At 60.2% G+C, this 22987-nt stretch carries 15 protein-coding genes; 4 read left to right on the top strand and 11 right to left on the bottom strand.

The features are described from left to right. Window positions 1-38: 38 nt before the first annotated feature. The 3 genes from DVJ77_RS11445 to DVJ77_RS11435 form a co-directional block, all read right to left on the bottom strand. A complete protein-coding gene (locus DVJ77_RS11445) occupies window positions 39-3773 on the bottom strand; it encodes a hypothetical protein (protein WP_114845625.1) in 3735 nt (1244 codons plus the stop codon). Beyond that, window positions 3770-10528, bottom strand: coding sequence for a DUF7507 domain-containing protein (locus tag DVJ77_RS11440; RefSeq protein ID WP_114845624.1), 6759 nt, complete (start codon window positions 10526-10528; stop codon window positions 3770-3772). Before DVJ77_RS11440 ends, DVJ77_RS11445 begins: the two co-directional genes overlap by 4 nt. A gap of 545 nt (window positions 10529-11073) precedes the next feature. Then, on the bottom strand, window positions 11074-11769 hold the full coding sequence (locus DVJ77_RS11435) for a response regulator transcription factor (RefSeq protein WP_114845623.1): 696 nt from the start codon (window positions 11767-11769) through the stop codon (window positions 11074-11076). 218 nt (window positions 11770-11987) lie between these two features. Between DVJ77_RS11435 and DVJ77_RS11430 the strand changes: the two genes are divergently transcribed. After that, entirely contained in the window at window positions 11988-13787 is a 1800-nt protein-coding gene (locus tag DVJ77_RS11430) for an ATP-binding protein (RefSeq protein ID WP_162791464.1), read from the top strand. A gap of 64 nt (window positions 13788-13851) precedes the next feature. Here the strand turns inward: DVJ77_RS11430 and DVJ77_RS11425 are convergent, their stop codons facing one another. After that, on the bottom strand, window positions 13852-14196 hold the full coding sequence (locus DVJ77_RS11425) for a zinc ribbon domain-containing protein YjdM (RefSeq protein WP_114845621.1): 345 nt from the start codon (window positions 14194-14196) through the stop codon (window positions 13852-13854). Between the two features lie 304 nt (window positions 14197-14500). Between DVJ77_RS11425 and DVJ77_RS11420 the strand changes: the two genes are divergently transcribed. After that, on the top strand, window positions 14501-15088 hold the full coding sequence (locus DVJ77_RS11420; protein ID WP_225427954.1) for a 2OG-Fe(II) oxygenase: 588 nt from the start codon (window positions 14501-14503) through the stop codon (window positions 15086-15088). 45 nt (window positions 15089-15133) lie between these two features. Here DVJ77_RS11420 and DVJ77_RS11415 read toward each other — a convergent pair whose 3' ends face one another. After that, the gene (locus DVJ77_RS11415) at window positions 15134-16006 is read right to left on the bottom strand and encodes a helix-turn-helix transcriptional regulator (RefSeq protein ID WP_162791463.1); all 873 of its coding nucleotides are present in this window, start codon (window positions 16004-16006) and stop codon (window positions 15134-15136) included. A gap of 319 nt (window positions 16007-16325) precedes the next feature. On the opposite strand from DVJ77_RS11415, the gene DVJ77_RS11410 reads away from it, so the two are divergent. Then, window positions 16326-17051: a hypothetical protein gene (locus DVJ77_RS11410; protein ID WP_114845618.1), complete on the top strand. Its 726-nt coding sequence runs from the start codon at window positions 16326-16328 to the stop codon at window positions 17049-17051. Window positions 17052-17269: 218 nt separating this feature from the next. On the opposite strand, the gene DVJ77_RS11405 is transcribed toward DVJ77_RS11410, so the two are convergent. The 6 genes from DVJ77_RS11405 to DVJ77_RS11380 all read right to left on the bottom strand — a co-directional run bounded on the left by DVJ77_RS11405 (window position 17270) and on the right by DVJ77_RS11380 (window position 22328). Further along, window positions 17270-18433, bottom strand: a complete 1164-nt coding sequence (locus tag DVJ77_RS11405; protein WP_114845617.1) for a glutathionylspermidine synthase family protein — start codon at window positions 18431-18433, stop codon at window positions 17270-17272. Between the two features lie 6 nt (window positions 18434-18439). After that, window positions 18440-18997, bottom strand: a complete 558-nt coding sequence (locus DVJ77_RS11400) for a DUF1190 domain-containing protein (protein WP_114845616.1) — start codon at window positions 18995-18997, stop codon at window positions 18440-18442. Window positions 18998-19016: 19 nt separating this feature from the next. Next, window positions 19017-19670, bottom strand: a complete 654-nt coding sequence (locus DVJ77_RS11395; RefSeq protein WP_114845615.1) for a DUF2491 family protein — start codon at window positions 19668-19670, stop codon at window positions 19017-19019. Between the two features lie 109 nt (window positions 19671-19779). Beyond that, entirely contained in the window at window positions 19780-20487 is a 708-nt protein-coding gene (locus tag DVJ77_RS11390) for a PspA/IM30 family protein (RefSeq protein ID WP_114845614.1), read from the bottom strand. Window positions 20488-20497: 10 nt separating this feature from the next. Continuing rightward, complete coding sequence (locus DVJ77_RS11385) at window positions 20498-21058, bottom strand: YjfI family protein (RefSeq protein WP_225427953.1); 561 nt, start codon at window positions 21056-21058, stop codon at window positions 20498-20500. A gap of 325 nt (window positions 21059-21383) precedes the next feature. Then, the gene (locus tag DVJ77_RS11380) at window positions 21384-22328 is read right to left on the bottom strand and encodes an RDD family protein (protein ID WP_114845613.1); all 945 of its coding nucleotides are present in this window, start codon (window positions 22326-22328) and stop codon (window positions 21384-21386) included. Window positions 22329-22568: 240 nt separating this feature from the next. Here DVJ77_RS11380 and DVJ77_RS11375 point away from each other — a divergent pair, with 240 nt between their 5' ends. Continuing rightward, window positions 22569-22982: a DUF2846 domain-containing protein gene (locus DVJ77_RS11375; RefSeq protein WP_114845612.1), complete on the top strand. Its 414-nt coding sequence runs from the start codon at window positions 22569-22571 to the stop codon at window positions 22980-22982. The last annotated feature ends 5 nt before the right edge of the window (window positions 22983-22987 follow it).

Here is a 22987-nt window from a genome sequence, read left to right as displayed (position 1 = left end):
GCACGATGCTTTGCATGTGCGGCCACAGCAGGGCTCGATCAGTAGTAACCCACCGCATTAACGAACCAGCCGCGATAGCGGTAGCCCAGCTTGGTCATGTCGTCACTGAAGTCGGTCATGTTGTAGCCGACGCCCATGCGGAAATGTTTACCGATGTCGTAGTCGACGCTGGTCAGCCAGCCGTGTCGCGTGCCGCCCTCGTCGGCGTGCAATACACGGTACTCACCCATCACACTGAGACCGCCGTAGACATAACGACGCGCTTGCACGCCGGCCAATGTGGCTCGATTGTCGAACCATGCGCCGGTGCCTCGGCCCAGCCGCGCTTCGCCGGTGCGACTGGCCAGCTTGGCGGAAAACTCCCACACGGTATTCAAGCGGTACACGCCTTCGAGCGAGTAGACGGTAGAACGTTGATCGTAGAGCGAGTCGGACTCCACCTGCCCCGGCGACGACAAGTCGTAGAGGTAGGTGTATTTGCCTAGCACGGTCCAGCGCACGCTGTTCCACGGACGCCAGGAGAAGCCGATATTGGACTCCACGAAGCGCGCGTTATTGGCCGGATCGATATCGTCTCGCGTGGTTGACCAATTGACGCGCGCTGCCACCCGCCAGGATTCGTCAATCTTGTAGCTGAAATTGTGCGTAGTCACCCACTGCTTGCGCTGCTCGGCACCTTCATCGCGACGGTACTCAAGTTTGCTCGACCAATTGGTATCAGGTGTGGTCAAGCCACCGCTGATGCTGCCGGCGTGACGGTTGACCCGACCACCACCGATCGCATCGAGCTTGCCATCCTGCAGGGTGAAGCCCGCGGTCCACCCAACGGACGGATAGAAGTCCATGCCGAAGGTGTGGCCGATACCCGTGGCCGGCCCCGTCTTCAGCCACTGGCTTTCGTTGAACAAATTGGCCTGGTTGGACAGCCGCCAGCGCTGACCCATGGTCAAGCCGTCAGGTTGCTGCGACAGCAAGGCGGAGTCGTTGTAGGGCGCGGTTGAGTCCACCGTGTAGGTGTAGGCGCCATATAGCGAATGATCCTGATTCAGCCGGTACTCGCCATTGACCTGAGCCGCATTGCCACGATCGCCGCCGGTGACTTCGGCACCGACAGTGGACAGATCGCCGAACAGGTACTTCGCACCCACGGTGGCGGCGTTGTTCTTGGGGTAGGCGCCGCCATCGTCGGCCAAGGTCACCTGCCCGGTGCCGTAGACATCCAACGAATTGCCAAGGCGGCGGGTATAGCCCAAGGCTGCCAGCGTGCCGGTGCCCTTATGGGTTTGATACGTCTCGGTGACGCGACGCAACTCGGCGATCAGATTCGAGTTTTCGGCCAACTGCCAGTCGAGCTGCAATTGCCCCTGTTCCAGCGCGTCGGCACCCTGCTCCGCCTTGCTGTAACGGCCGGACAATTTCAGGTCGCTGCGCAATTCGCCGGAGAACTCGGCGCCGTATTCGCGAATCGCCCGACCGAGATCGGCACGGGCCACCGAGTATCCGGCGGTCACATCGCGCCACCAACCGCCGGCGTTCCATTCCTGCGCCGTCCAGCCCAGCTCCTTGAAGTTGGCTCGCGCATCGACCGCCGTTGCATTGCCGCTGCTCGCTCCCTGCCTATTGCCGTTGGTGCGGAAGAAACTCAAGCCACCGTTATCGGAATAGAAGATCGGCGCTACCGCCTGATTGCTGTGGGAATGCTCGACCTTCAGATACGTGCCGCGACCGGCTTGCAAGGTCACGTCAGCGCCCTTGAGCGTGTAGTCGTCACCGGCCCGCCCTTCGTCGACATAGGTACCGCCCACGGCAACGTGCTCGCCAAACCAATGTTTTGCACGCAAGCCTGCCGCGACATCATTGCTGTCGAAGCCACTGGGTACGTATTCGTAGTCGGCCAACAAGTGGTTTTCAAAGCCGCTCAAAGGACGATCGCGAATCAGGCTGCTCACGTTGTCGCGCGAAATCTGCGCCAGCGGTCGCGTCAACAAGATGCGCCCCTGCATCTCATTGATCTGATAATCGGCGCCGCGCACCAGATTGACCCGAGTAACCACACTACCCGTCGTCGGGTCGCGCACTTCAAGCACGATCTGGTCCGAACCCGGCAGCAGGTCGGTATGCCGCAGGTAATAGAGGCTGCCGCCGGTGCCGAGAAACTCGCTATGCCCGAGTACCGTCTGCGCTTGCGAGGCAAACGCCTTCACCAGCGTATTGGGATCGCCCAGCGGCGTGCTGGCGCGACTACGCCAGTCCACGGCGGCGCCGTACAGACTGCGTACGTACTGGCCGTATTGCGTGCCGGTAAAGCCGGTCTGGTAATTGCCCCACAGCGCCTGGCTCTTGTCCCAGTCCAGTCGGGCATAAAGCTTGCCCTGCGTATCGATATCGCGATACGTGGTCGAATCGTCGCCATACACCGGGTAATACATGTTCGGGTCCAGGCGGCGGAATACGTCGCGCGGGTCGGCTTTGAAGAAGCCGTCGAACAAGCTACCGGTGCTCCGCTCGGTGGTATCGGCCTGGGCCGTCAGCAGATAGCGGCCATCCAGCTTTCCTTTCATATAGAAGGCCAGACGCCCTTCATCGAGGAAACCATCCTTGTAACGCGAATCGACCGTAAGCGACGAAGCGCCAGCACCGCTGACCGAACTTTTGGATGCAGTGACATCGGCGATGGCCACGGCGAACAGATAGTTGTCGCGGACGTTGACCGCCAGCGGATAATCCATCTTGGCGCCGGCCGGACCTTGCAGATTCACATCCAGCGTATGCAGGCCGCTGGGCAGCAGATACTCGGCGACGAACTTGCGCTGCTGGTCGATCGGCACGGTCTGGCCGCCGATATTCACGCCATAGCCGTCCGGCACGTTCTGCCCGAAAATGCGCACGCGCGAACCGCGGATGGTGATGTTCTGCTGACGCAAGGCGTTGGTGCCGAACGTACTGTCGAGCAACTGGCGATCTTCGAGCTGACTGCTGCTCAAGCCGCGCAAGGTTGTGCTTGCGCTTTGATGCATCTGGTCAAGCCCGCGCTGGCGGTCTATCGGCCGCACGAGTTGCAGCGTGCGCGAATAGGTTTCGTCAAGGCTGCCGTCGCTACTCCAGGCACGCAACACATAGCGAAGCTGATCGCCTTGATGTAGCTGCACGCCGGCCGGCAACTGTCCATCCCAAGCCGCATTGATAACGGCACCCGGCTTGACGTCGATCTGTGCCAGCGGGGTCACCAGGTCGGTGTCGCTGGCCTTGTAAACGCTCACCCTCATCTGCTGGATGAAGGCATCGTAGTTGCTGTAAATCTGGAAGCGCACCGGTTCGACGATACGACCGTCCTCGAATGCCGCCATCGAGCTGCTCTGAATATTGAGCACCGGTGTGGTCAGCGTTGGATCTTCGGTAGCCCAGATCAGTCCGCCGTTGGGCAGATCGATATTGAAACGCGCGCGCGCCAGCGCCTTGCCGGGCTCGGCCACTGGCGCAGTCACCGTCACGCGACGATCAGGCGCCAAAGCGGCGTCGGTTGTCGCGGCGCTGTCGGTCACCGGCATGGTTGTGCCGAGACTGCGGATGCGCACAACAACCTGGCCGTCCTGGCTGCACTGTTGTGCATCGCATACCGGCTGGGCCGCTGTGGTTGACGTTGTTGACGACTGCGCGAGCGCGGGTGTGTAAACGCCCACCAGCAGAATCGCGACGATGGCGGCGTCCAAGCGACGGATACGCATAGGCTTGTTGTTGGCCTTGAGGTAACGAGAAGAGTGCACAGCGTTCATGGCGTGCCCTCCTGTCCGGCGGATACTTGGGTGGCGGCATGCTCCGCATCGGTTGGCTCTATTTCGACACGCACGTGTGTGCGTTGCGTGGCATCCAACCGCGCGACGATGGCGTCGTAAACCGCACGCGCACGTTGCAAACCCAGCGCTTCGTTATAGGCGGTACTGGCACGGCGATCGGCATAGCCGGTCAGGTAGATACGAGTGTGCTCAGGGTGCGCGGCGATCAGCTTGGCCAATCGATCCAACAGACCCGCGTATGCCGGCTTGATCTTGGCGCTGCCGGTATCGAACAGCACCGAGCCCAGGGTCACGCTGTCATCGGATACCGATGCCAACGGCTGTTGCTGCTCGTGCAGCACTACGTGAATTTGCGCCCGTATCGTTGCCGGCGCCATATCCAACAAGGCGTCGCGCAATGCAGTGGCACGCGCCAGGGCAAGATCCTTATCGCTGGCCTGGCCAAGAATGCTGACATCCCCACCGCCGTGTTCGACCAGCGTCTGCGCCATGCGCTTAATAACGTCCTGATAGGCCGACGCCATACGCGCACTGCCTGGCTCGAACACCACTTCGCCCAGTTCCATCTCGACTTGGCGGGCGTCCCCCTGAATGACTTGTTCCGGCAATTTCACCCCGAAGTCGAAGCGTGCGGGCAGACCTTGCGTAATGCGCTTGACCAGCGGGTTGGGCGTGGTGAAGGTGATGTTAGGCGGCAAGGTGGCAGGGTCGACCTTCATGATGAAGTTACGGCCGCGCGCCATGTTCGGCACATCGATGCCTTCAAGATGGAAACGACCGTAAGCATCGCTTTCCATCACCAGCCCCTCGACCGTGCCGATGCGCACGCCGGGAATACCGCGCTCGTCGACACCTTGATTGACGATCACGTAATCCACACGAACATGGCCGTCTTCGGCCGGTGACACATGCCGCTCCACGGTCAACGCCTGCGCCGACATGCCTTTGGCCGCATCGCCGCTAAGAGTGGTTGTGACGTTGCCGTCGGCGCGCATGCGCAAGGTGGTGCCTTCGCTGCTGGTCAATACAAAATCGTCGGTGAAATCCGCCTGGTGCAGCAGTTGCGAAACCACAATGCGATGCGAGTTCTGCGGCTGCGCCACGGTGAGGCGGCCAGCCAGATCGCCCAGTGCGATGCCATGCAACATCGGCGCACTGGCATCCGCTTCGGGCTTTGGCCCGGTGCCTTTGTCTACCGTCGTGGAACCGGCAACATAGGCCGCCGCACTGAAACCGCCTTGCACATGTAGATGGCCCGCAGTAGCGCTCGCTTGCCAGCCATCGCCATTGCGATCGTCGAACACGGTGCCGAATACACGGCTGTCTTCGAACAGCGGATCGGCACTGCGCTGCACCGACGCCTGCGCGACATTGCTGGTCTTTACGCCGTTAAGCAGCATCTGCGCCGTATTGACGTAAGTACCGCGCGCGGACGCGCCCGGCCCGACACGCAACAGGTAGACCACGGTGGCACGCTTGCCTGCGCCTACGCCGATGTTTTCAACACGAACCGGACTGGTGCCGGCGAGCTGGCTCTTGCCATCGCTGTCGCTCACCGTCAGTGAGTTGGCGACGAGCGTGAAACCAGCAGGTGGCGTGTCGGCGAGTACCGCACCGTGAACAGCGGCCTGGCCCACGTTTTCGACCGTCAAGGTGTAGCGCACCACATCGCCGACTTTTACTGTCTGCGGCGTCGCCTGCTTGGTCAGGCGCAGCAGTTGGGCATCGCTCACCGCGAGCTTGATTTGCGCGGTGCTGCAGTTGCTGGGGTCCAGCGCATCGCAGATGCGATACGACAACGTGTAATTGCCCGTCGGTGTGCCTGCAGGTACGACGATGGTGCCGTCGGGGTTGATCGTCACGCCGGTGAGTCCGCCACGGCTGACCACGCTAATAGTCACGCTGTGGGGATCAGTGATGGTCTTGCCGCCCGCGGTGTCGTTGCCGAGCACGCTGCCCGGCGAACCACCTGTTGCGGCATTGATCGGGGTCTGCTGATAGTCGTCGGGCACCGCCTGCAGTGGCAGTGATGTGACCACGACAGTAATGCTGGCGTTGGCGCAATTACTCGGATTGAGCTTGTCGCAGATCTGATAGCCGATGGTGTAGCTGCCCGCCGGCGTACCCGCTGCCACCGAGACCTGGCCCGTCGCCGGGTTCAGGCTCACGTTCGGATTGCTGGCCGGCGTGGTCACGGCGATGGTCACCGTAGCCGGTGTCACCTTCACGCCATTGAGCGTGTCGTTATCCAGCGCATTGCCGACATTAGGGTTGCCCGCACCGCCGTCGATACCGCTGTAGTTGTCATTGCCGGCAACGATCTTGCCTGCGACCACCGTGACCGTGGTGACTGCTGTGGCGCAATTGCTCGGGTTGAGCTTTTCGCAAATCTCGTAGCCGATGGTGTACGTGCCTGCCGGCGTCCCCGCCGCTACCGAGACTTGGCCCGTTGCCGGGTTCAAGCTCACATTCGGATTAGCGGACGGCGTGGTGACTGTCATCGTCACGGTACTCGGCGTAGCCGGCGCACCGTTGAGGGTGTCGTTGCCCAATACATTACCGACGCTGGGATTGCCCGCACCGCCATCGATACCGGGATAGTTGTCGTTGCCGGCGGCGATCTTGCTTGCGGCCACGACGACCGTGATGGTGGCGCTCGCGCAGTTGCTCGGGTTGAGCTTTTCGCAGATCTGATAGCCGATGGTGTAGCTACCCGCTGGCGTACCGGGAGCCACCGAGACCTGACCGGTCGCCGGATTCATGCTTACGTTTGGATTGCTCGCCGGCATGGTCACCGTGGCGGTTACCGTGGCTGGAGTCACTTTCACGCCATTGAGCGTGTCGTTGTCCAGCGCATTGCCGACATTCGGGTTGCCCGCACCGCCATCGATGGCGCTGTAGTTGTCGTTGGTCGCAATGATCTTGCCGGCGACCACCGTCGTAGTCGCCACCGCCGTAGTGCAGTTGGCAGGGTTGAGCTTTTCGCAAATCTGATAACCGATGGTGTAAGTACCCGCTGGCGTATTGGGAGCTACGGAGACTTCGCCTGTCGCCGGGTTCAAGCTCACATTCGGGTTACTGGCCGGTGCGGTGATCGTTGTTGTGACCGTACTCGGCGTCGCCGGCGCACCGTTGAGCGTATCGTTGCTCAGCACGTTGCCGACGCCGGCATTGCCTGCGCTACCGTCGATACCGGTGTAATGGTCGTTGCCGGCGACGATCTTGCCCGCATCGACGATCACCGTAACAGTGGTGGTCGCGCAGTTGCCCGGATTGAGCTTTTCGCAGATCTGATAACCGATGGTGTAGGTACCCGCTGGCGTACCCGGCGCAATGGAGACCTGGCCCGTGGCCGGGTTCAAGCTCACATTCGGGTTGCTGGCCGGCGTGGTCACCGTCAGCGTCACCGTGGCGGGTGTGGCCGGCGCGCCGTTGAGCGTGTCGTTGCCAAGCACGTTGCCGGCATTGGCATTGCCGGTACCGCCATCGATACCGCTGTAGTTGTCGCTGCCCGCGGTAATGGCGCCGACCACGGTTGTAACTGTCGCGATCGCGCTGGCGCAATTGGCCGGATTAAGCTTTTCGCAAATCTGATAACCGATGGTGTAGGTGCCGGCCGGTGTGCCCGGCGCCACCGAAACCTGACCGGTGGACGGGTTCAAGCTCACATTTGGATTGCTGGCCGGCGCGGTAACCGTGGTGATTACCGTGCCGGGCGTGGCCGGCGCGCCGTTGAGCGTGTCATTGCCAAGCACGTTGCCCGCATTGGCATTGCCCACGCTGCCGTTGATACCGGTGTAGTTGTCGTTGCTGGCAACGATTTTTCCCGCCACTACCGTAACGGTGACGGTGGCTGTCGTGCAGTTGCCTGGGTTGAGCTTTTCGCAAATCTGATAGCCGATGGTGTAGCTGCCTGCTGGCGTACCCGGCGCCACCGACACATCGCCGGTACTCGGATTCAGGCTCACGTTCGGGTTGCTGGCCGGTGTGATGACACTGACGGTAACCGTGCCCGGCGTGGCCGGCGCACCGTTGAGGGTGTCGTTGCTCAGCACGTTACCGGCGCCGGGGTTGCCCGCACCGCCGTCGATGCCACTGTAGTTATCGTTACCCGCGATGATCTTGCCCGCGATCACGGTGACCGTCGCGGTAGCCGACGCACAATTGGCCGGATTGATCTTGTCGCAGATCTGATAACCGATGGTGTAAGTACCCGCTGGTGTACCCGGCGCTACCGATACTTCTCCGGTCGCGGTGTTCAAGCTCACATTCGGGTTGCTGGCCGGCGCGGTGACCGTCGTGGTGACTGTGCCCGGCGTCGCCGCTGCCCCGTTGAGCGTGTCGTTGCCCAGTACGTTGCCGGCGTTGGCATTGCCCGCGCCGCCGTCGATACCGGAGTAGTTATCGTTGGTTGCCGCAATCGGGCCAGGCGTAACCGTTATGGTGGCGGTCGCGGTCGCGCAATCGGCGGGCCGAATAGCATCGCAAATCGTGTAAGGCACTTTATAGGTGCCCGCCGTAGTACCCGGCTTCACGGTGATGGTGCCGTCGGCATTGAGCGTGAGGCCGCCCGCAGCCGGCGACGAAGCAGGACTGCCCCAATTCAGAGTGACGTTGCCTTTGGCCGCGCCGATGGCCGGGCCGGTGACCGTGCCCAATATATCGTTGGCGACGACATTGCCGGTGCTGCCGCCGGTCGCACCGCTCACGCCGGGATAGGTATCGTTATTGGCGCTGATCGCCGGTGTGCCGATGGGCGTATCGGTGGTGCCGGTCGAGGTGGCGGTGCCGCCGCCTGGTGACGTACCGCTGACCGTGGCGACGTTATGAATCGGATTGCCGGCATCCACGTCGGCTTGCGTAACGGTATAAGTGAAGCTGCCGCAATTAGCGCTTTTGCCGGGATCGATCGAAACCGGCGCGCAAATCAGCGTAGTGGCACCCGCCATCGGATCGGATACGGTAAGGCCATTGAGCGTGACGTTGCCGTTGTTGGTGGCGGTAATGGCATAGGTAATGACCTCGCCGACATCCGCTTTGCCGTTGCCGTTGGTATCGGCCAGGTTAGCCGTCTTGCTCACCGTCAGCGACGGCGTGCTTTGCACGGTGGTTTGCCAGGACGAGGTGTTATCGGCCAGCTTGCTCGCCGGCTCGCCAACCGTAGTGTCGGTAGCGGCAAGTTGCACAGAGGCTGTGTTGGTAATGATGCCGCTGATGGTCGTCGGTGCGGTCGCATTGATCGTAATGACCACGCTGCCGCTGCCCGGCAAGCTCTGCACGGCGCCGGTCACCGTATAACCGACACTGTCGCTGCCGGTCACCGTGACACCCGATCCACATACCGCGCCACCCGTAGCACTCCCGCAGGTAACGCCGGCAGCAGTAACGCCAGTGATGCCGACAGGTAACGTGTCGGAGAAAGTCGGGCCTGTGGCGGTGTAGGTGCCGTTGTTGCGAATGGTCAAGGTGTAGCTGAGCGGCTGGCCGGCCAGCACGGTAGCCGGGCCTGACTTGAGCAGGTTCAGATCGACCACGCGCGGAATATTGCTGAGCGTGCAGTCGACATGATCGCCAAGCTGCTGCAGATCAATCGTGGGCAAGCTGTTGGGGTCGTAGGTGCCGTTCGGCAGCACGGTGGTCGAGCCCACGTTACCGTTGCTGCACGCGATGGTTTTGTCGTACTGGGCAAGCGTGGATTTACTGCCCGGTGCCATCTCTTCTTTAAAGGTGAGCACATTGCCCGGCATCACCGCCTGACCGCTGATGAACGGATAATTTCCGCTGACTGCGCCGGTCGTGCTGGTGTTGATGATTTCCTGATTCTGGACATTGAAGACGCGATAAGTCACCTGATCCGATGGATCCATGCGTCCCGCAGGCAACGCTTTGCGCAAACGCGCGCCACCCCAGCGCACACCGAAGGCAAAGCCCTGCAAGCTGCCGCCATTGGTATGCACTTGGCCGACGACCGTAAACGGGCTGCCGGTCTTGGTGGTGGAAAACACCGCCGCATTCGCGGTACCCGATTTACCCACCAGGCGCTGGCAGTCGATCATGCCGGCGCAGGCAGAGGCGGGCGCAGCGGGAACAGAGCCCGTGCCAGGCGCACCATAGGTAAGGTTATTGCCAGGCTGAGTGGCGCCAAGCCACTCCACCAGATGCAAGGTACTGCCACCGGAGACGACACCAAAATCGAGCAGCTCGCCGTTGTTGGTGCTCTCGCCATCGGCCATCACCAATTCAAAACTATTGGTGGCCTCCACCCCGTTGGGGTTGAACAGGTGAATGTCCTGCAGGGTGACCGAAGTATCGTTGCCCTGCGCGCCGCTGTTCGTATAGAGCACAGCCTTGTTCGGCTTGTAAATCGTGTAGTAGCCGCTGCCGCCGCTGAACTGCGAGCCGCTCCAGCTCGGCGCCTGCACACCACTCAGGCCAGCACTGCTGCCGACGTTGCCGACCACCGCCGTGAAAGTCATGGTGGAGCCATCGGGCAGCGTAAATGTCTGCAGCGTCGAGCCGTTTGCATTGAGCGTAACGCCTTCGAGCTGCAACCAGCAGATCTCATCGACATGCTGCCCCTTGGAGTTGGGGTCGGCCATGCGACAGGTGTTGCTCGCCGCGGCAGATGTACCGAAGCCGAGCAGCAGCAAAGCGATGAATGCATAAATCCAGCGGCGCGCATAGGCATACCGCGGTGCGTCGCATACGCGACGGCGAACGAACTGAGTGAGCATATGTACGAGTCCCGCTGCCTTTGTGCAGCAGGCGCGCAGGCCTGCCGTGGCAAATCCAATGCATCGCGCGGAGTGAAGAAAAGAAACACTCGACCATGCCCACCGCCGAGGAAAATCAGGCACAAGCGCACCCGTTCCCCAGCAAGCAGGAAAGCATTCAACGAATAAATGTTTAGCAGGCGTCCATCGAGAACGCTTCTGCAACTGTCGTTGTTACGTCGTCGCTTCTAGTCTCAGCCTCGTGCGATTGCCCCACCCCTGAGAGCAGCTCATACCTCCAGGTATGGGCTTCTAAGCGTTTGCCAGGGGTAGCGCCATCGACGTCTATTAAGAAATAGGCGAAGGCCATCGTCTGCGGTTATTGGGCCGACATAGACAGCGAATGGATGGAATTAGACACTCGCCTCCCTCCGTGTCCATACCGGACGCGGCGGGAAGCAAGTGGACTCCCCCTGAGCGGCGCGACTTTAGTTCTAGCGGCGAGGCGCGCGCAATCTCATATCCTTTCGCAATATTTCAAAATATTGCAATCGCCACAGCGGCTTCTAGTCGAAAGCCAGCATGTAGCCCACGCGTCGCACTACGGTCAGCGGCAATTCGTGGCCGGCCTTGAGGGAAATCTTGCGTCGCAGCCGATGAATCAGCATTTCCAATCGGCTTGCATCGAAGTCTTCGACATGAAGAGCCAATTCGTCGATCAGCACATCGCGCGCGACCGGTTCGCCGGGCGATACCAACAGACGCTTGACGATCAACCGCTCCGCCATCGATAGCGCGATCAAGACACCATTAGGCGCCAGCAATCGCCACCCGCCACCTTCCAGACGCCAGCTTTGCGGCGCGGATGCAGGCGACCGTGCGTCATCGATGCGGCGCGCCAGGCTGTGCAGCGAAGCGGCAAGCACCTCGACATCGATCGGTTTGGTGAGATAGATATCCGCGCCTTCTTTCAGGCCACGTATGTGATCCGCGGTGGAATCGAGCCCGGTAAGCATGACGATGCCAAGGTTCGAGATCCTGCGCAGATGATTCGCTACCGTGAAGCCATCTTCATCGGGCAGGCGGACATCCAAAACAATCAACTGAAAACGATTGCCGACGATGGCGCGATAAAGCTCGGCAGCCGTGCCCACGCCGACCACGTCGAACCCAAATGCCATCAGACCAGGTACCAGCACCTGATCGCGCAGCTCCACATCGTCTTCGACGACGAGTACGCCGCGCTTACTGCTGTCATCCATATTGCCCCCCGACTTTGTGAGCGCTCCGCTCAACGGCGCAACCGTGTGGCCCGTGCCCACCAGAACGCGAACTTTAGCAAATCCCAATGGCGTCATCGCATCCCATACCAACAGATCCATTGCCGGCCATCCGCACATGCGCCATCCTTTGGACTGATCGCATCAACTCGACCGCAACAGGTCAATCACATCAGATCGATCCGCCCAGGGAAAAACCAGTGCCAGAAATCACGCCATTTCACGCGGCGCACGCGGCCGAACTGTTACCGCGCACACTCAATCCGTTTCGCTGGTTCGCGCGCTGGCTGCGCAACGTTCCGATCGATGATCCGCTGGAATGGCGCAATGCGCCGATGCTGCAGATTCTTCTGCTGATCTTATGTATCTTTTTTCCGCTGTCGATCATTCCGCACTGGGTCACTCGGGGCAATCAGCCCATTGACTGGCCGTCTGAAGTACGCAACCTGTTCACCATGAGCCTGTTCTGGTTCTGCTTCTGGTTGGTGCGCCGTGGCCGCTTCAAGTTTTCGACTGGGCTTTTCATCGCCGGCACCCTGGTACTGATGTCGATCAGCTATCGGCATCACGGCCTGAAGGCTGAACTGGCGCTTCAAGCCACGCAAATCTATCCGCTCGTGCTGGGTGGCCTGTTAATGGGGCGTCGCGCCTTATGGGGGATCACCCTGGCAATGCTGGCCATGCTCGGCATGGGTGCCCTGGTGGATAACTACGAGGGTGACGGCAATACCACCATGGCGATCATCAACTTCATCCGTTGTGGTCTGGGCTTTGTGATTGTCGCCGTGATTCTTGATCGCTCGGTATCCGCGCTGCGCGAAACCTTGAATCTGGCCAACTTGCGCGGTGAGGACTTGCTGCGCATACAAAAGACACTGCAGCAGGAGATTCTTGAAAAAGAACGCTCGCAAGCGCAGTTAATTCAATCGCAGAAAGTCGAAGCGGTCGGCCGTATATCCAGCGGCATCGCACACGATTTCAACAATATTCTCGGCGTCATCATGGGCTATGCGAGTCGACCCGATGCAAGCGATAGCTTACCCGTTGCCACCGATTCTCTGGACGGCATCAAATTGGCGGCACAACGCGGCGCCATGGCGATTCGGCGCATCCTCAGCCTGGGTCGCAATGAAAGCAGCACGCTGGAATTAATCGACACGCGCACAGTGGTCGGCGACATGCTGCCGCTGATCCAGCAGATCTTCGGCAAGCGTGTGGTACTGCGTACTCACCTGACCGACGACGCACTGCCAGTGCATATCAATCGCAGCGAACTCGAACTGACTCTATTGAACATCGCCACCAACGCGCGCGACGCCATGCCCGATGGCGGCACGTTCACCATTGCGGCGACCGCCGAAGGCGAGCATGCACTTATCAGCTTGACCGACAACGGCCTTGGCATGAGCGCCGAAGTGCGCGAACGCCTGTTCGATCTGTTCTACACGACCAAACCGGAAGGGCTCGGCTCGGGTATCGGCCTGGCCGTGGTAAAGCGCTTTGTCGACGATGCCGGCGGCCGTATCGAGGTTCTCGGCGAGCAAGGTCAAGGTACGTCGTTGCGCATCTATCTGCCGCTTTTCGACGGCCAGAATGAAAGCTCGGCTATCGTGTCCATCGACGGCTTGCATGTATTGCTGGTGGAGGACGATGAAGCGCTACGCGCGTTGCTGGCCGAAGCGCTACGTGCCGCCGGTGCCAGCGTACTAGCGGCGGGCAGCAACAAAGAAGCTATCAAACTCGCGCGGCAATCAGAACAACTCGATGTGCTGATTAGCGACTTTCACCTTCCTGATGCGACCGGAAACGATGTGATCGAGCAGGTGACCAGCATGTACCCCGCACTGCACTGTCTCATTATCTCGGCCAACGAAAGCCTTACCGCCGTTCGCCCAGCCCATGGGCTTATCACGCAAGTGCTGGCCAAACCATTTGCACCGGCTCGGCTCGTCGATGCAGTGGGAGCTATGGTTTCGAGCAAACTGGAGCGCATCGCATGATGCCGCTCCAGCTTGCGTAAGAAGCGATGGAGCAGCAAGCCTGCCTCCATCAAGCCGGCCGCTATCAAGCCTTCTTCAGAAAGCAGACCTTCAGCACCAGCCCTTTGATCTTGTCCGAGTTACCTTCGATATGCTCGTCGTCGCCGTCGACCAGGCGAATATTCTTGATAACAGTGCCCTGCTTCAACGGAATCGAAGAGCCCTTCACTTTGAGGTCTTTGATGACTGTCACCGTGTCGCCGCTATGGAGCACATTGCCGTTGACGTCCCGCACGGTCATTGCGGCGCCAACCGTTTCCGCGCCGGCTGCCATCGGCCATTCGTGACCGCAATCGGCACACACGTAGTTGTCGCCATCGGGATAGGTGTTTTCCATGGCGCATAGTGGGCAAGCGGGGATATCAGACATCGATGGGTCCGGCAAAATCAGTCAATAAGGCGGCCATTATAGGAGCCTGTTCGATCTACTGCTGAAGCGGTAGCCGTTCACCGCAACAGCTTGCCCGAACGGCATTCCCACGGCGGCGCCGTGTTTCAGCGTATGCTGCGACAGCAATCTAACGGTTTACCTTACATGTGCGCCCGTACGGCGCCTGCCCCAGGGTCATCCTCTTTATTGCTTTCAGTCGAGAGTGTCCTGTGCTGATGGGACGGCGGCGTGATTCCATGCACGACCAAGGCCTCCAATGAATGCCCAGCCCCATGAGTTCGATATGGCAACGAACGCACTCGCCGCCCACGGCTGGTGTGTTGTGTCGAACTTGCTGTCGCCGGCCCAGACGCAAGCCTTGGCGACCGAGTGCATGGTCATGCACGACGCGCGGCTGCTGATGCCAGCCCGCGTAGGCGCCGATCACGCCGCCACACTATTGCGCGGCGACCATACTCGTTGGTTTCTGCCTGAAGCGCTGAGCGCGCCGCAACAGGCGTTCGCCGATCGCATCGATGTGTTGCGGATTGCGCTCAGTCGCAACTTGCTGCTCGGCCTGGTCGATAGCGAATCGCATTACGCGGTATATACGCCGGGCGCCGGCTATGCGCGCCACCTCGACTGCCTGCGCAACAACGATGCCCGCGTGATCTCGGCGGTGTTCTATCTCAATGATGCGTGGCAGGACGCTGAGGGTGGCGCATTGCGGCTCTACCTTGCCGATCAGTCGTATCAAGACGTTTTTCCGCGCGCAGGTACGCTGGTGCTGTTTCTCTCCGCGCAGTTCGAACACGAAGTGCTGCCGGCCACGCGTCATCGCATGAGCATTGCGTGCTGGATGCGGCAGCGGATGATCGGCGCAACCTGCTGAGGGATTTAAGTCAGACAGGCTCGAAGGTCTTTGCGAGCATAGGCGCTACATAAGCATCGGCGCACGTCGCTCCGCGTATAGACGTCTCTTCAAACGCCGCAGGTCGCTATGCCGCAACTCCTCGCGCAGCTCTCTCGGCGACTTTCCCAAAGCCAGACGAAACGCGTCGGTCATATGGCTGTGGCTGCTGAAGCCCACGTCGCAGGCGAGCGCGGCCAGATCCTCCTCACCCTCGCCCAAACGCCCCACGGCCGTACCCAGTCGTTGCTGCAGTCGAAACTGCCGTAACGACTGCCCGGTGCTGCTGCGAAAGATCCGGCATAAATGAAACGGCGAGCAGCCAGCCAACTTGGCCAGCTCGTCGATACTCAGATTCTCCCCGGTATGACCGATGATGGCTTCTTCGACTCGCGCCACCTGCCGCGCCATTCCCGCGCATCGCGGATGCGGGCGGGTGGACGCCTGCGAGTGCAACAGATGGTCGAGCGTGTCCAGCAATACTTCTTCGGCGTCTTGCGCGTCATTAGCACTGTGCTGAAGACCCAGCAGCATCTCGACATGGGTTTTCTGAAACTGCAGATCGTGAGCGAACTCCTGGCATGGTTGAGTCGCAGCGACGGCCATGCCGAGCGAGTCCAACATTGCGTCGTCGACTAATACATCGGTGCAGCAGTCGCAGCCGACAGCGTCCGGGTGTGAGACGTAGTACTCGACGTTCTTCTGCAACAGGATCGCCTGGCCCGGTCGCGCGAAATAGGTCTTGCCTTGCGCATGCATCGCAAACGAGCCGCGCCGAGTAAACAGAAAACGGGCGGACTCGCCGCCTTGAACGTAACCACAGTCGACGCGCGGATACTTGCAAATATGGTCGATAACCATGAAGTGCGACGATCGCAACACGGTCTGCATGATCGACATACGTGTGCCCCCCAAAGAGCGCCGGTGTCCGCCGCCGATCATACGCCGACGCGCCGCCCATGGAACTCGCCGTGCAACGGTAGCAAGAATCTGGAAGCGGCCAGGGCCATGTTGTGACAAGAAAGCGGGTTGCCCCGTCGTACGCCCCCCCATAAACACGCCCATGCATTTGCACGTTTATGGAAGCGCCCCATGCCATGCATGCGCAAAGCTGGACTCACTTGCCGCAAGAGGAGTCGCGACAAGACGAAACGGCGCCGCCCCCACACCTATTTCCCCGTCGGTGTTTCCTTCGCTTCACTTCAACATGGAGGATCGTATGTACAAGACACTCTGCACCCTGCTTATGGCCTGCTTCACGATGACAGCAGCGAGCGCAACCGAACCCCAATCGCTCGACTTCGATCATGGCGACCACAACCCCATGCTCTACCCGAAACATTCGCGTCCGTTCGACAAAAGCATCGTCGGCTGGGGCGACCGCTCCGTGCAATGGATATATGCGCAGCCTGTAGGCAGCAACCCCTATATGGACCCCACCGGCGCCAACTGCGCGGTCGATCAACACGGACCGGTGTGGTTCCTCGCGCCGATCGCCTCGATGATGGCCGGTAGCTTCGTGCGCTCTTGCACCATTCCGCGCGATAAGGCGATCTTGCTCGACATCCAGTTCGTCAGCGACACCTACCCCTGCCCCGACCCGAACTTTGGCCCGAAGCCGGGTCAGTCGCTGTACGACTTCCTCGTCGCCGACAGCAAGACTTATCTCATGACGATGACGCTCGACGTGTCACTGGATGGCGTACCGATCCACGACGCGCTGGACTATCACTATGTTTCCGAAAACCTCTTCTCCCTCAAGGGAGACCCCAGCCTGCAACCGATGTTCGACACCTGCATCACCGGCTCATGGCAACCGGTGATCTCCAACGCCTGGTACATGATGTTCCGTCCGCTCTCGCCCGGCATGCATACCATCGTGCGCAAGACGACCAGCGCCATGGGCGTGACCAATACGTTCACCTACTACCTGACGATTCAGTAACCCACAGGCTCCCTCCCAACATCCCCCTGCGACCGAAGGAAGTCCCTTCTCGGGACAAGCAGGGAGAGGAGCAAAAGGCTCGCCCCATCATGCCCCTCCCCTGCTTGCAGGGGAGGGTTGGGGAGGGGTAAAGCTCCGCGAAAAGCCCCCCCTCCCAGCCTCCCCTACGACCGAAGGAACTCCCTTTTTCGGGACGAGCTAAGGGGAGGAGCCACTGTTTAGGCAAGAATGACGTGCGGCAGGAAACGGGATGTGTCCCGCGTAATCAAGCCGCGATCCTCACGAATGCCCATGCCTGCCGGACGATCGGCAATGACCCAACTGCCGATAAGCGGGTAACCACCGCTGTAACGCGTCAGTGGGTGGTAGGCCTGCCGGATGCAAGGCGCATCGTTATAGGGGCCGTCCGAACTGAGCGATTCACCGTCCGGCAGCCGCATCTCGATATTCGCACCTTCGCGCGACAGCAAAGGCTTGCGTACCCAGCCCGGCGGCAGCTCATCGGCCGCAGTGGTATCGAAGAATGCCGGCAACAAGTTGGGATGCCCGGCATGCCGCTCCCACAACAGTGGAAGAATGCCTTTATTGCTCAGCACCGCCTTCCACGCCGGCTCAATAAGTTGCAGGTTGGACGCCGGCAGATCGCGACCGTAACGGTCTTCGAACATGTGCTCCAACGGATACAGCTTGAACAAGGTACCAATGACCGTGCTTTCGAGATCGGTAAAGGCGCCGCGTGTGGACAGGCCGATATCTTCAACCGCGATCAAATCCGAATCGAGGCCGGCCTGATGGGCGCAATCTCGCAGGTAGGCAATGGTGCCCTGATCTTCGGCGCTGTCCCTGACCGCACTGAAGTACAGCGGACGCGGCAGCACTTTGGCGATCGCGCCGAAGGATGCCACCAGCAACTCCTGGATCAGGTTGTACTGATCCGTGCCGGCAGGTAACGCGCCGCGCTGCTTTTGCTCTTCCAGCCACACCCACTGAAAAAACGCGGCCTCATAAAGCGAGGTCGGCGTGTCGTAATTAAGCTCGTAGAGTTTCGCCGGGCCGCTGCCGTCGTAGGCCAGATCCATGCGCCCGTAAAGATGCGGGTGACCCTCGCGCCAGCTCCGCGCAATCCAATCCCAATGCGTGCGGGGAATGGCCAGACGGGTCAGCAGCGTTTCGCTTTTGACCACCTCGGAGACCAGGCTCATCGCCATCTCGTGAATCTCGCCGGTCGGCGCTTCGATGTCCTGCTCGATCTGTTGCAGCGTAAATGCGTAATACGCCGACTCGTCCCAATAGGGCTCGCCGTCGATCACCGAAAACGTGAAACCGTAACGGTCGGCGGTAGCCCTCCAATCCGCCCGAGGCGCGATAGCGATACGTTGCACGATCGCTTAGCCGCCCCAGCCGCCGCGCGCGGCCGATACCGAACCGAAGCCACCGCGACTGGCGGTAACCGCCCGGCTACCCGCCGCGTCAGTCGAACCGCCGACGCTACCGGTTCCACTCCGGCTCGAACCAAACGATCCGCCGTAGCTACCCGGAGACGGCCGGTAGTCCTGGCCATCGCGCTGCCGATACAAAGGTTCGGCGCCGTAATAACGCGAAGAGCCGCCATCGAACATCCGCCCCAGGATAAAACCGGTCATCACCGGCCCCCAGAAACTGCCTTCGTGCGCATCGCTGCGCGGCTGGCACATGTCCGGCCCGAACTCCTTGAGGCAGTCTTCGCGGGTCTTGTAGTGCGGTGCCGCCGCGTTCGAATTTTCCTGTGCCTGGTCGAACGCACGCTGGCAATCCGCCTGCGGGTTACCGGCAGCGGCGCAATAGGCGATGTTGGCGTAGCTCTGTTCCTTGATCGCCGCCGCCGGATGGCTATCGCCGCCGCAAGCAGTCAGCATCAGTGGCGTCACCCCCATCAGCAACAGGGCCGCCGTCGATGATCGTTTCATGGAATCCCCGTGTGCAAGATCAGGTGATTGTGAGGTCGGCGCTGGTTACGTCAACCCCAAGCGAGTAGACGACGCAGAATTCCTCTGGACCGTAATCCTCGGCGGTGACAAACAGATATTCAAAGCGCCCCGGCAACTCCGGGACCTCACGCTGATACAGCATCGAATAATGGGTGAGGTCGAAGTTCGCCTCGCCGCCAACGGGATGCTCCACCGACTCGTCGTAGGCGACCGGTGGCGTCCACGACGCCGCAGGCGAATCGCCCCAAACCCGCGCGTAGCTCTTGCCTTCGAAAATCACCTGCGCCGAGCCGATCTGCGAACCCGGCTCCGTCCAGCGCACAAACTCCGCCTTCGTCGGCGGATTTTTCGTTTCCGCATAAACGAACAGCTTGATGTCGTCAATGGACGCGCCGGTCGTGTTGACCTGCAACCAGGCATCGTCGGTCAGATAAAACCGGTACAAGTGCGAACCCGCACCAAGATCGACTTTACCGAGCGCCTCGATCATCTGGTTGCCCTGCGGCGCATCGAAACCCAGCACGCCGGCGTTGGCCTTGAACATGGTGTCGTCATACGCCACCGCACCGCCCAGCCGTAATTTCAGCGGCAAATCATTGACTGGCGCGGGGGCCGCATCATCGCCCCCGAACAACTTTCCAAATAAGCTCATGTGACTTTTCCTAAGCCATGAATGCCCGGCACGTCACCCGATGGCACTGCCGTGACAGGCCATCGGGATAGCGAGGTAACAAGTGCAGGGGTGATAGGTGCGGGGGCGATTAGCTCGGGTTGCCAGTCGGCGAGGCCGGCTTCTCGAAACGGGCAAGAATATCTTCAGCCGCCTGGCCACCCGGCACAATGCCGGCCGCCTGCAGCTTCTGCTCAAGCTCGCCGCCATTGGCTTGCGAATCCAACTGATTGGCCGCATCGATCTGTGCCGATTTCAGCGCCTGCTGCTCTTTGATCCGGTCAAGCGAATCCACCGCCGTGCGCAGCCGTGCATTGGAGCCGGAGGCCTTGGCCGCGATGGCTTCTTGCGCGCGCTGCACCGATGCCGTGGCCTTGACGGTATCGACCTGACGCTTCAGCCGATCGATGGTCATTTCCGCCTGCTTGATCGACGCCTGCAACTTGGCGATGTTCGCGTCCATGTCGCCGATAGTTTTTTGATCTTGTGCGATATCGCCTTCCAGCGCGGCGATCTTGCCCGATACCTCAAGGGCAAGGTCACGCTGGTTCTTGGCTAGCAACTGCGGGATATAGCTATTGTTTTCTTGCAGTTTGGCCTGCTTGTCCAACAGCTTGCTATGGGTGACTGTGCGCTCGGCCATCAGCTTGGTCAGATCGACCCGCGATGCACGCAGTGCGTTGTCCGCGTCGCGAATTTCCTGATCGAGAATGGTCAAGGCATTGGCGTCGACGATGGACTGACCCGCCTCAGTCGCCGTACCACGGACCAGGGTGAACAGCTTGTCGAAGATTGTCATGGGGTTCGTCTCAGTGAATAAAGGATTTGAGTTCGTGGGCCGCGCGAATGGTGTTGTGCGCGAGAACCAGGATCTCTTCGATGATGTTGCTCAAGGGCGAGCGCGAGGAAAGCTCGCCGAAGATGGTGTAGACGTCCTCGTCCCCCACCGTAGTAATGCCGATATTGGATAGCGGGTTATGCGGGTTGAGCCGAAGGCAGGCGTCATTGAAACCGGCGCGGTCGTCCACCTGGTCGGCATGGCACAACACCGTCGACACAAAGACCTGCTCACCGGAGGCGGCCAGGTGCACATGCAGGTCGCCGTAAGACGCTAGCTCAAGACTGATGGAAGGATCGGTGCCGTGTTCAAGGGTAAGCGTGAGGTGCTCTCGATGAGGAAATTCCTCGGTTGCATTGATGGCGTCATACAGCGCTTTCGTCGTCCACTGCTGGCTCATTGCTTCGTTTTCCATGGCTAGGATGTCGGGAGGAAGCACCAGTTGGCGCAAGGCCTGCTCAAGCAAGGCCAACGTCTCTTTGTGTTCCTTACGGATATAGACCTGCTGCGGCACCAACCCCTTCTTTCTCATGCGCTCACGGAAGTCCCGTTGCGCCTGGGCCCCGCTCTTAGGCCCTCTGGGGGGCGCAGTAGTCTTGAAGTTCGTCATTACTTGTACATTACACGTAATCACACCCTGTTACACAATCACAGCGCCGTCACTAAGTGGAAGAGCCCTTCACGGCTGTCGTCACGAGACAGGCCCGCAACGATCGACCACGGTGAAGCTTTGCGTCCGGGTTAAAGGGGCCATCTCCAGAACCAGGCCCCGCCTCCACCGCTCAATGCCGGCATATCCACGGTTTTCAACGGCTCTATCCATATGCCTATCGGCATATCTCCTGCCCCCGCCCTACTTAGCGCAACTCTTGAGGCGTGAACGAATAACGGTGCACCTTGCGCGCTGAAGAGATGCCAATGTTGTAGCCGTAGATCAGATCGACCACCACCGCGTCTTTCGAGGCTATGTCGGGATAGTTGGCTGCCATCAGATGCGCAGCGTTATTTGCCAATACGTCGTAGTCGATCTGCGATGTGTCGAGCACCAACTGGGCCGACAAGTAATGGCGCGCCGCCTGACCATTCATGGATACCCAGCCATTGGTCACCATGACATTCACGACGTGGGGTTGTTTTAATAGCAAGGAGTACGCGGGAAGCAAGCCGGCAAGACCCTGGCTATGCGAAACCCGCTCCCCCACCACCGGGGCAGCCAAACCGGCCACGGCCAATAGAGCCAGCACGACGAAATGCCCCTGCCATAACGATGCCAGCGGCTTGACCGGCAGCCTAGGCTCCACGCGCACCACATAGGAGCCAACGGCCAAATCATGCAGCGATTGGCGCGTGCGGCGATTAAAGATGTAGAGGTAAATGATAGATAGCCCGCCGCCGATGAAAATCAGCGCCACCAAGTAGACCAGCCACGGCATGGGCCGTTGCGGATCGATAGACATCCCGTTGAGAAAAAACGGTAAGCCAAGCACCGTGTAGCGGCAAAGGGAACGCGACAGAGAAAGAAGCTGACCGTGCACATCGACAACCCGCACGCTGAGTACCTTCTTGCCAAACGTTTGCCCGCCGTTGATGCGGCTGTTGCAGATACCAAAATAGGCTAGCGCAATCGCGAAACCAAGCCAGGTTCCGTAGCCCCCTAATCGCGCGAGTTGGCCGAACAGAAGTTGTCCGAGTATGGAGCCGACCATGCCAAGCAAGACGCAGTCGATTGCGAACGCACCCAGCCGGCGCCAGAACCCGGCCAAATCCAATATCGACTCACCTTCCCCGTGCACTGTGTCCATGACTTCCCCCTGAAGTTAGCGGGCATCTTGCCGCAACACAGCAGTCGTGGCGAATCGCCCTGCCGAAAGGGCAAACAGTTAGGCCATGGCTTTTGCGCTAGCGGCTATGCCAAGATCGCCACGCCATTCGTACAGGGGGAATGGCACCCACCACACCTAACTATGAGCGACGCGTCACGCGTGGCGTCATGGCGCCCCTGAGATCGAGAAACTGGATTTTTATCCTTTGAGGGGAAAGGAATGATTCGCAAAGTATTCGTGGCCGCAGTCTTGATAGGGACATTGGCCGTGTCTGGCTGTGCCCATGTAAAGATGGCAAGCAAAGACTCAGATGCGCAGGCAAAGTTGTTTACGCCGACCGCCGATAAGGCAACGCTTTATATCTATCGCGACGAAATCATGGGTGCGGCGATCAAGATGCACTTATTGATCGACGGCGTTGCAGCAGGCGACACCGGACCAAAAACCTATGTCGAACAAGTGCTGCCTCCAGGCACCCACGAAATCACCTCAAAGAGCGAGACAGACGCGACACTGACGCTCACCATGAAAGCCGGCCAGACGTATTACGTATGGCAAGAAGTAAAAATGGGCCTGCTCTATGCGCGCAGCGCACTACACGCCGTTAGCGAAGCCACCGGCGTGCGGGCGTAGGCAAG

This window comes from Dyella tabacisoli, from assembly GCF_003350925.1.
In the GTDB taxonomy this organism is placed as follows: domain Bacteria; phylum Pseudomonadota; class Gammaproteobacteria; order Xanthomonadales; family Rhodanobacteraceae; genus Dyella_C; species Dyella_C tabacisoli.
The sequence above is the reverse complement of the archived record's forward strand: the minus strand, read 5'-3'. Positions and strand labels throughout refer to the sequence as shown.

Excerpts from the sequence above, each read along its gene's own strand:
- DVJ77_RS11445 (WP_114845625.1), bottom strand. The coding sequence starts at position 3,773 with ATGAACGCTGTGCACTCTTCTCGTTACCTCAAGGCCAACAACAAGCCT.
- DVJ77_RS11440 (WP_114845624.1), bottom strand. The coding sequence starts at position 10,528 with ATGCTCACTCAGTTCGTTCGCCGTCGCGTATGCGACGCACCGCGGTAT.
- DVJ77_RS11435 (WP_114845623.1), bottom strand. The coding sequence starts at position 11,769 with ATGGATGACAGCAGTAAGCGCGGCGTACTCGTCGTCGAAGACGATGTG.
- DVJ77_RS11425 (WP_114845621.1), bottom strand. The coding sequence starts at position 14,196 with ATGTCTGATATCCCCGCTTGCCCACTATGCGCCATGGAAAACACCTAT.
- DVJ77_RS11420 (WP_225427954.1), top strand. The coding sequence starts at position 14,501 with ATGGCAACGAACGCACTCGCCGCCCACGGCTGGTGTGTTGTGTCGAAC.
- DVJ77_RS11415 (WP_162791463.1), bottom strand. The coding sequence starts at position 16,006 with ATGTCGATCATGCAGACCGTGTTGCGATCGTCGCACTTCATGGTTATC.
- DVJ77_RS11410 (WP_114845618.1), top strand. The coding sequence starts at position 16,326 with ATGTACAAGACACTCTGCACCCTGCTTATGGCCTGCTTCACGATGACA.
- DVJ77_RS11400 (WP_114845616.1), bottom strand. The coding sequence starts at position 18,997 with ATGAAACGATCATCGACGGCGGCCCTGTTGCTGATGGGGGTGACGCCA.
- DVJ77_RS11395 (WP_114845615.1), bottom strand. The coding sequence starts at position 19,670 with ATGAGCTTATTTGGAAAGTTGTTCGGGGGCGATGATGCGGCCCCCGCG.
- DVJ77_RS11390 (WP_114845614.1), bottom strand. The coding sequence starts at position 20,487 with ATGACAATCTTCGACAAGCTGTTCACCCTGGTCCGTGGTACGGCGACT.
- DVJ77_RS11385 (WP_225427953.1), bottom strand. The coding sequence starts at position 21,058 with ATGAGAAAGAAGGGGTTGGTGCCGCAGCAGGTCTATATCCGTAAGGAA.
- DVJ77_RS11380 (WP_114845613.1), bottom strand. The coding sequence starts at position 22,328 with ATGGACACAGTGCACGGGGAAGGTGAGTCGATATTGGATTTGGCCGGG.
- DVJ77_RS11375 (WP_114845612.1), top strand. The coding sequence starts at position 22,569 with ATGATTCGCAAAGTATTCGTGGCCGCAGTCTTGATAGGGACATTGGCC.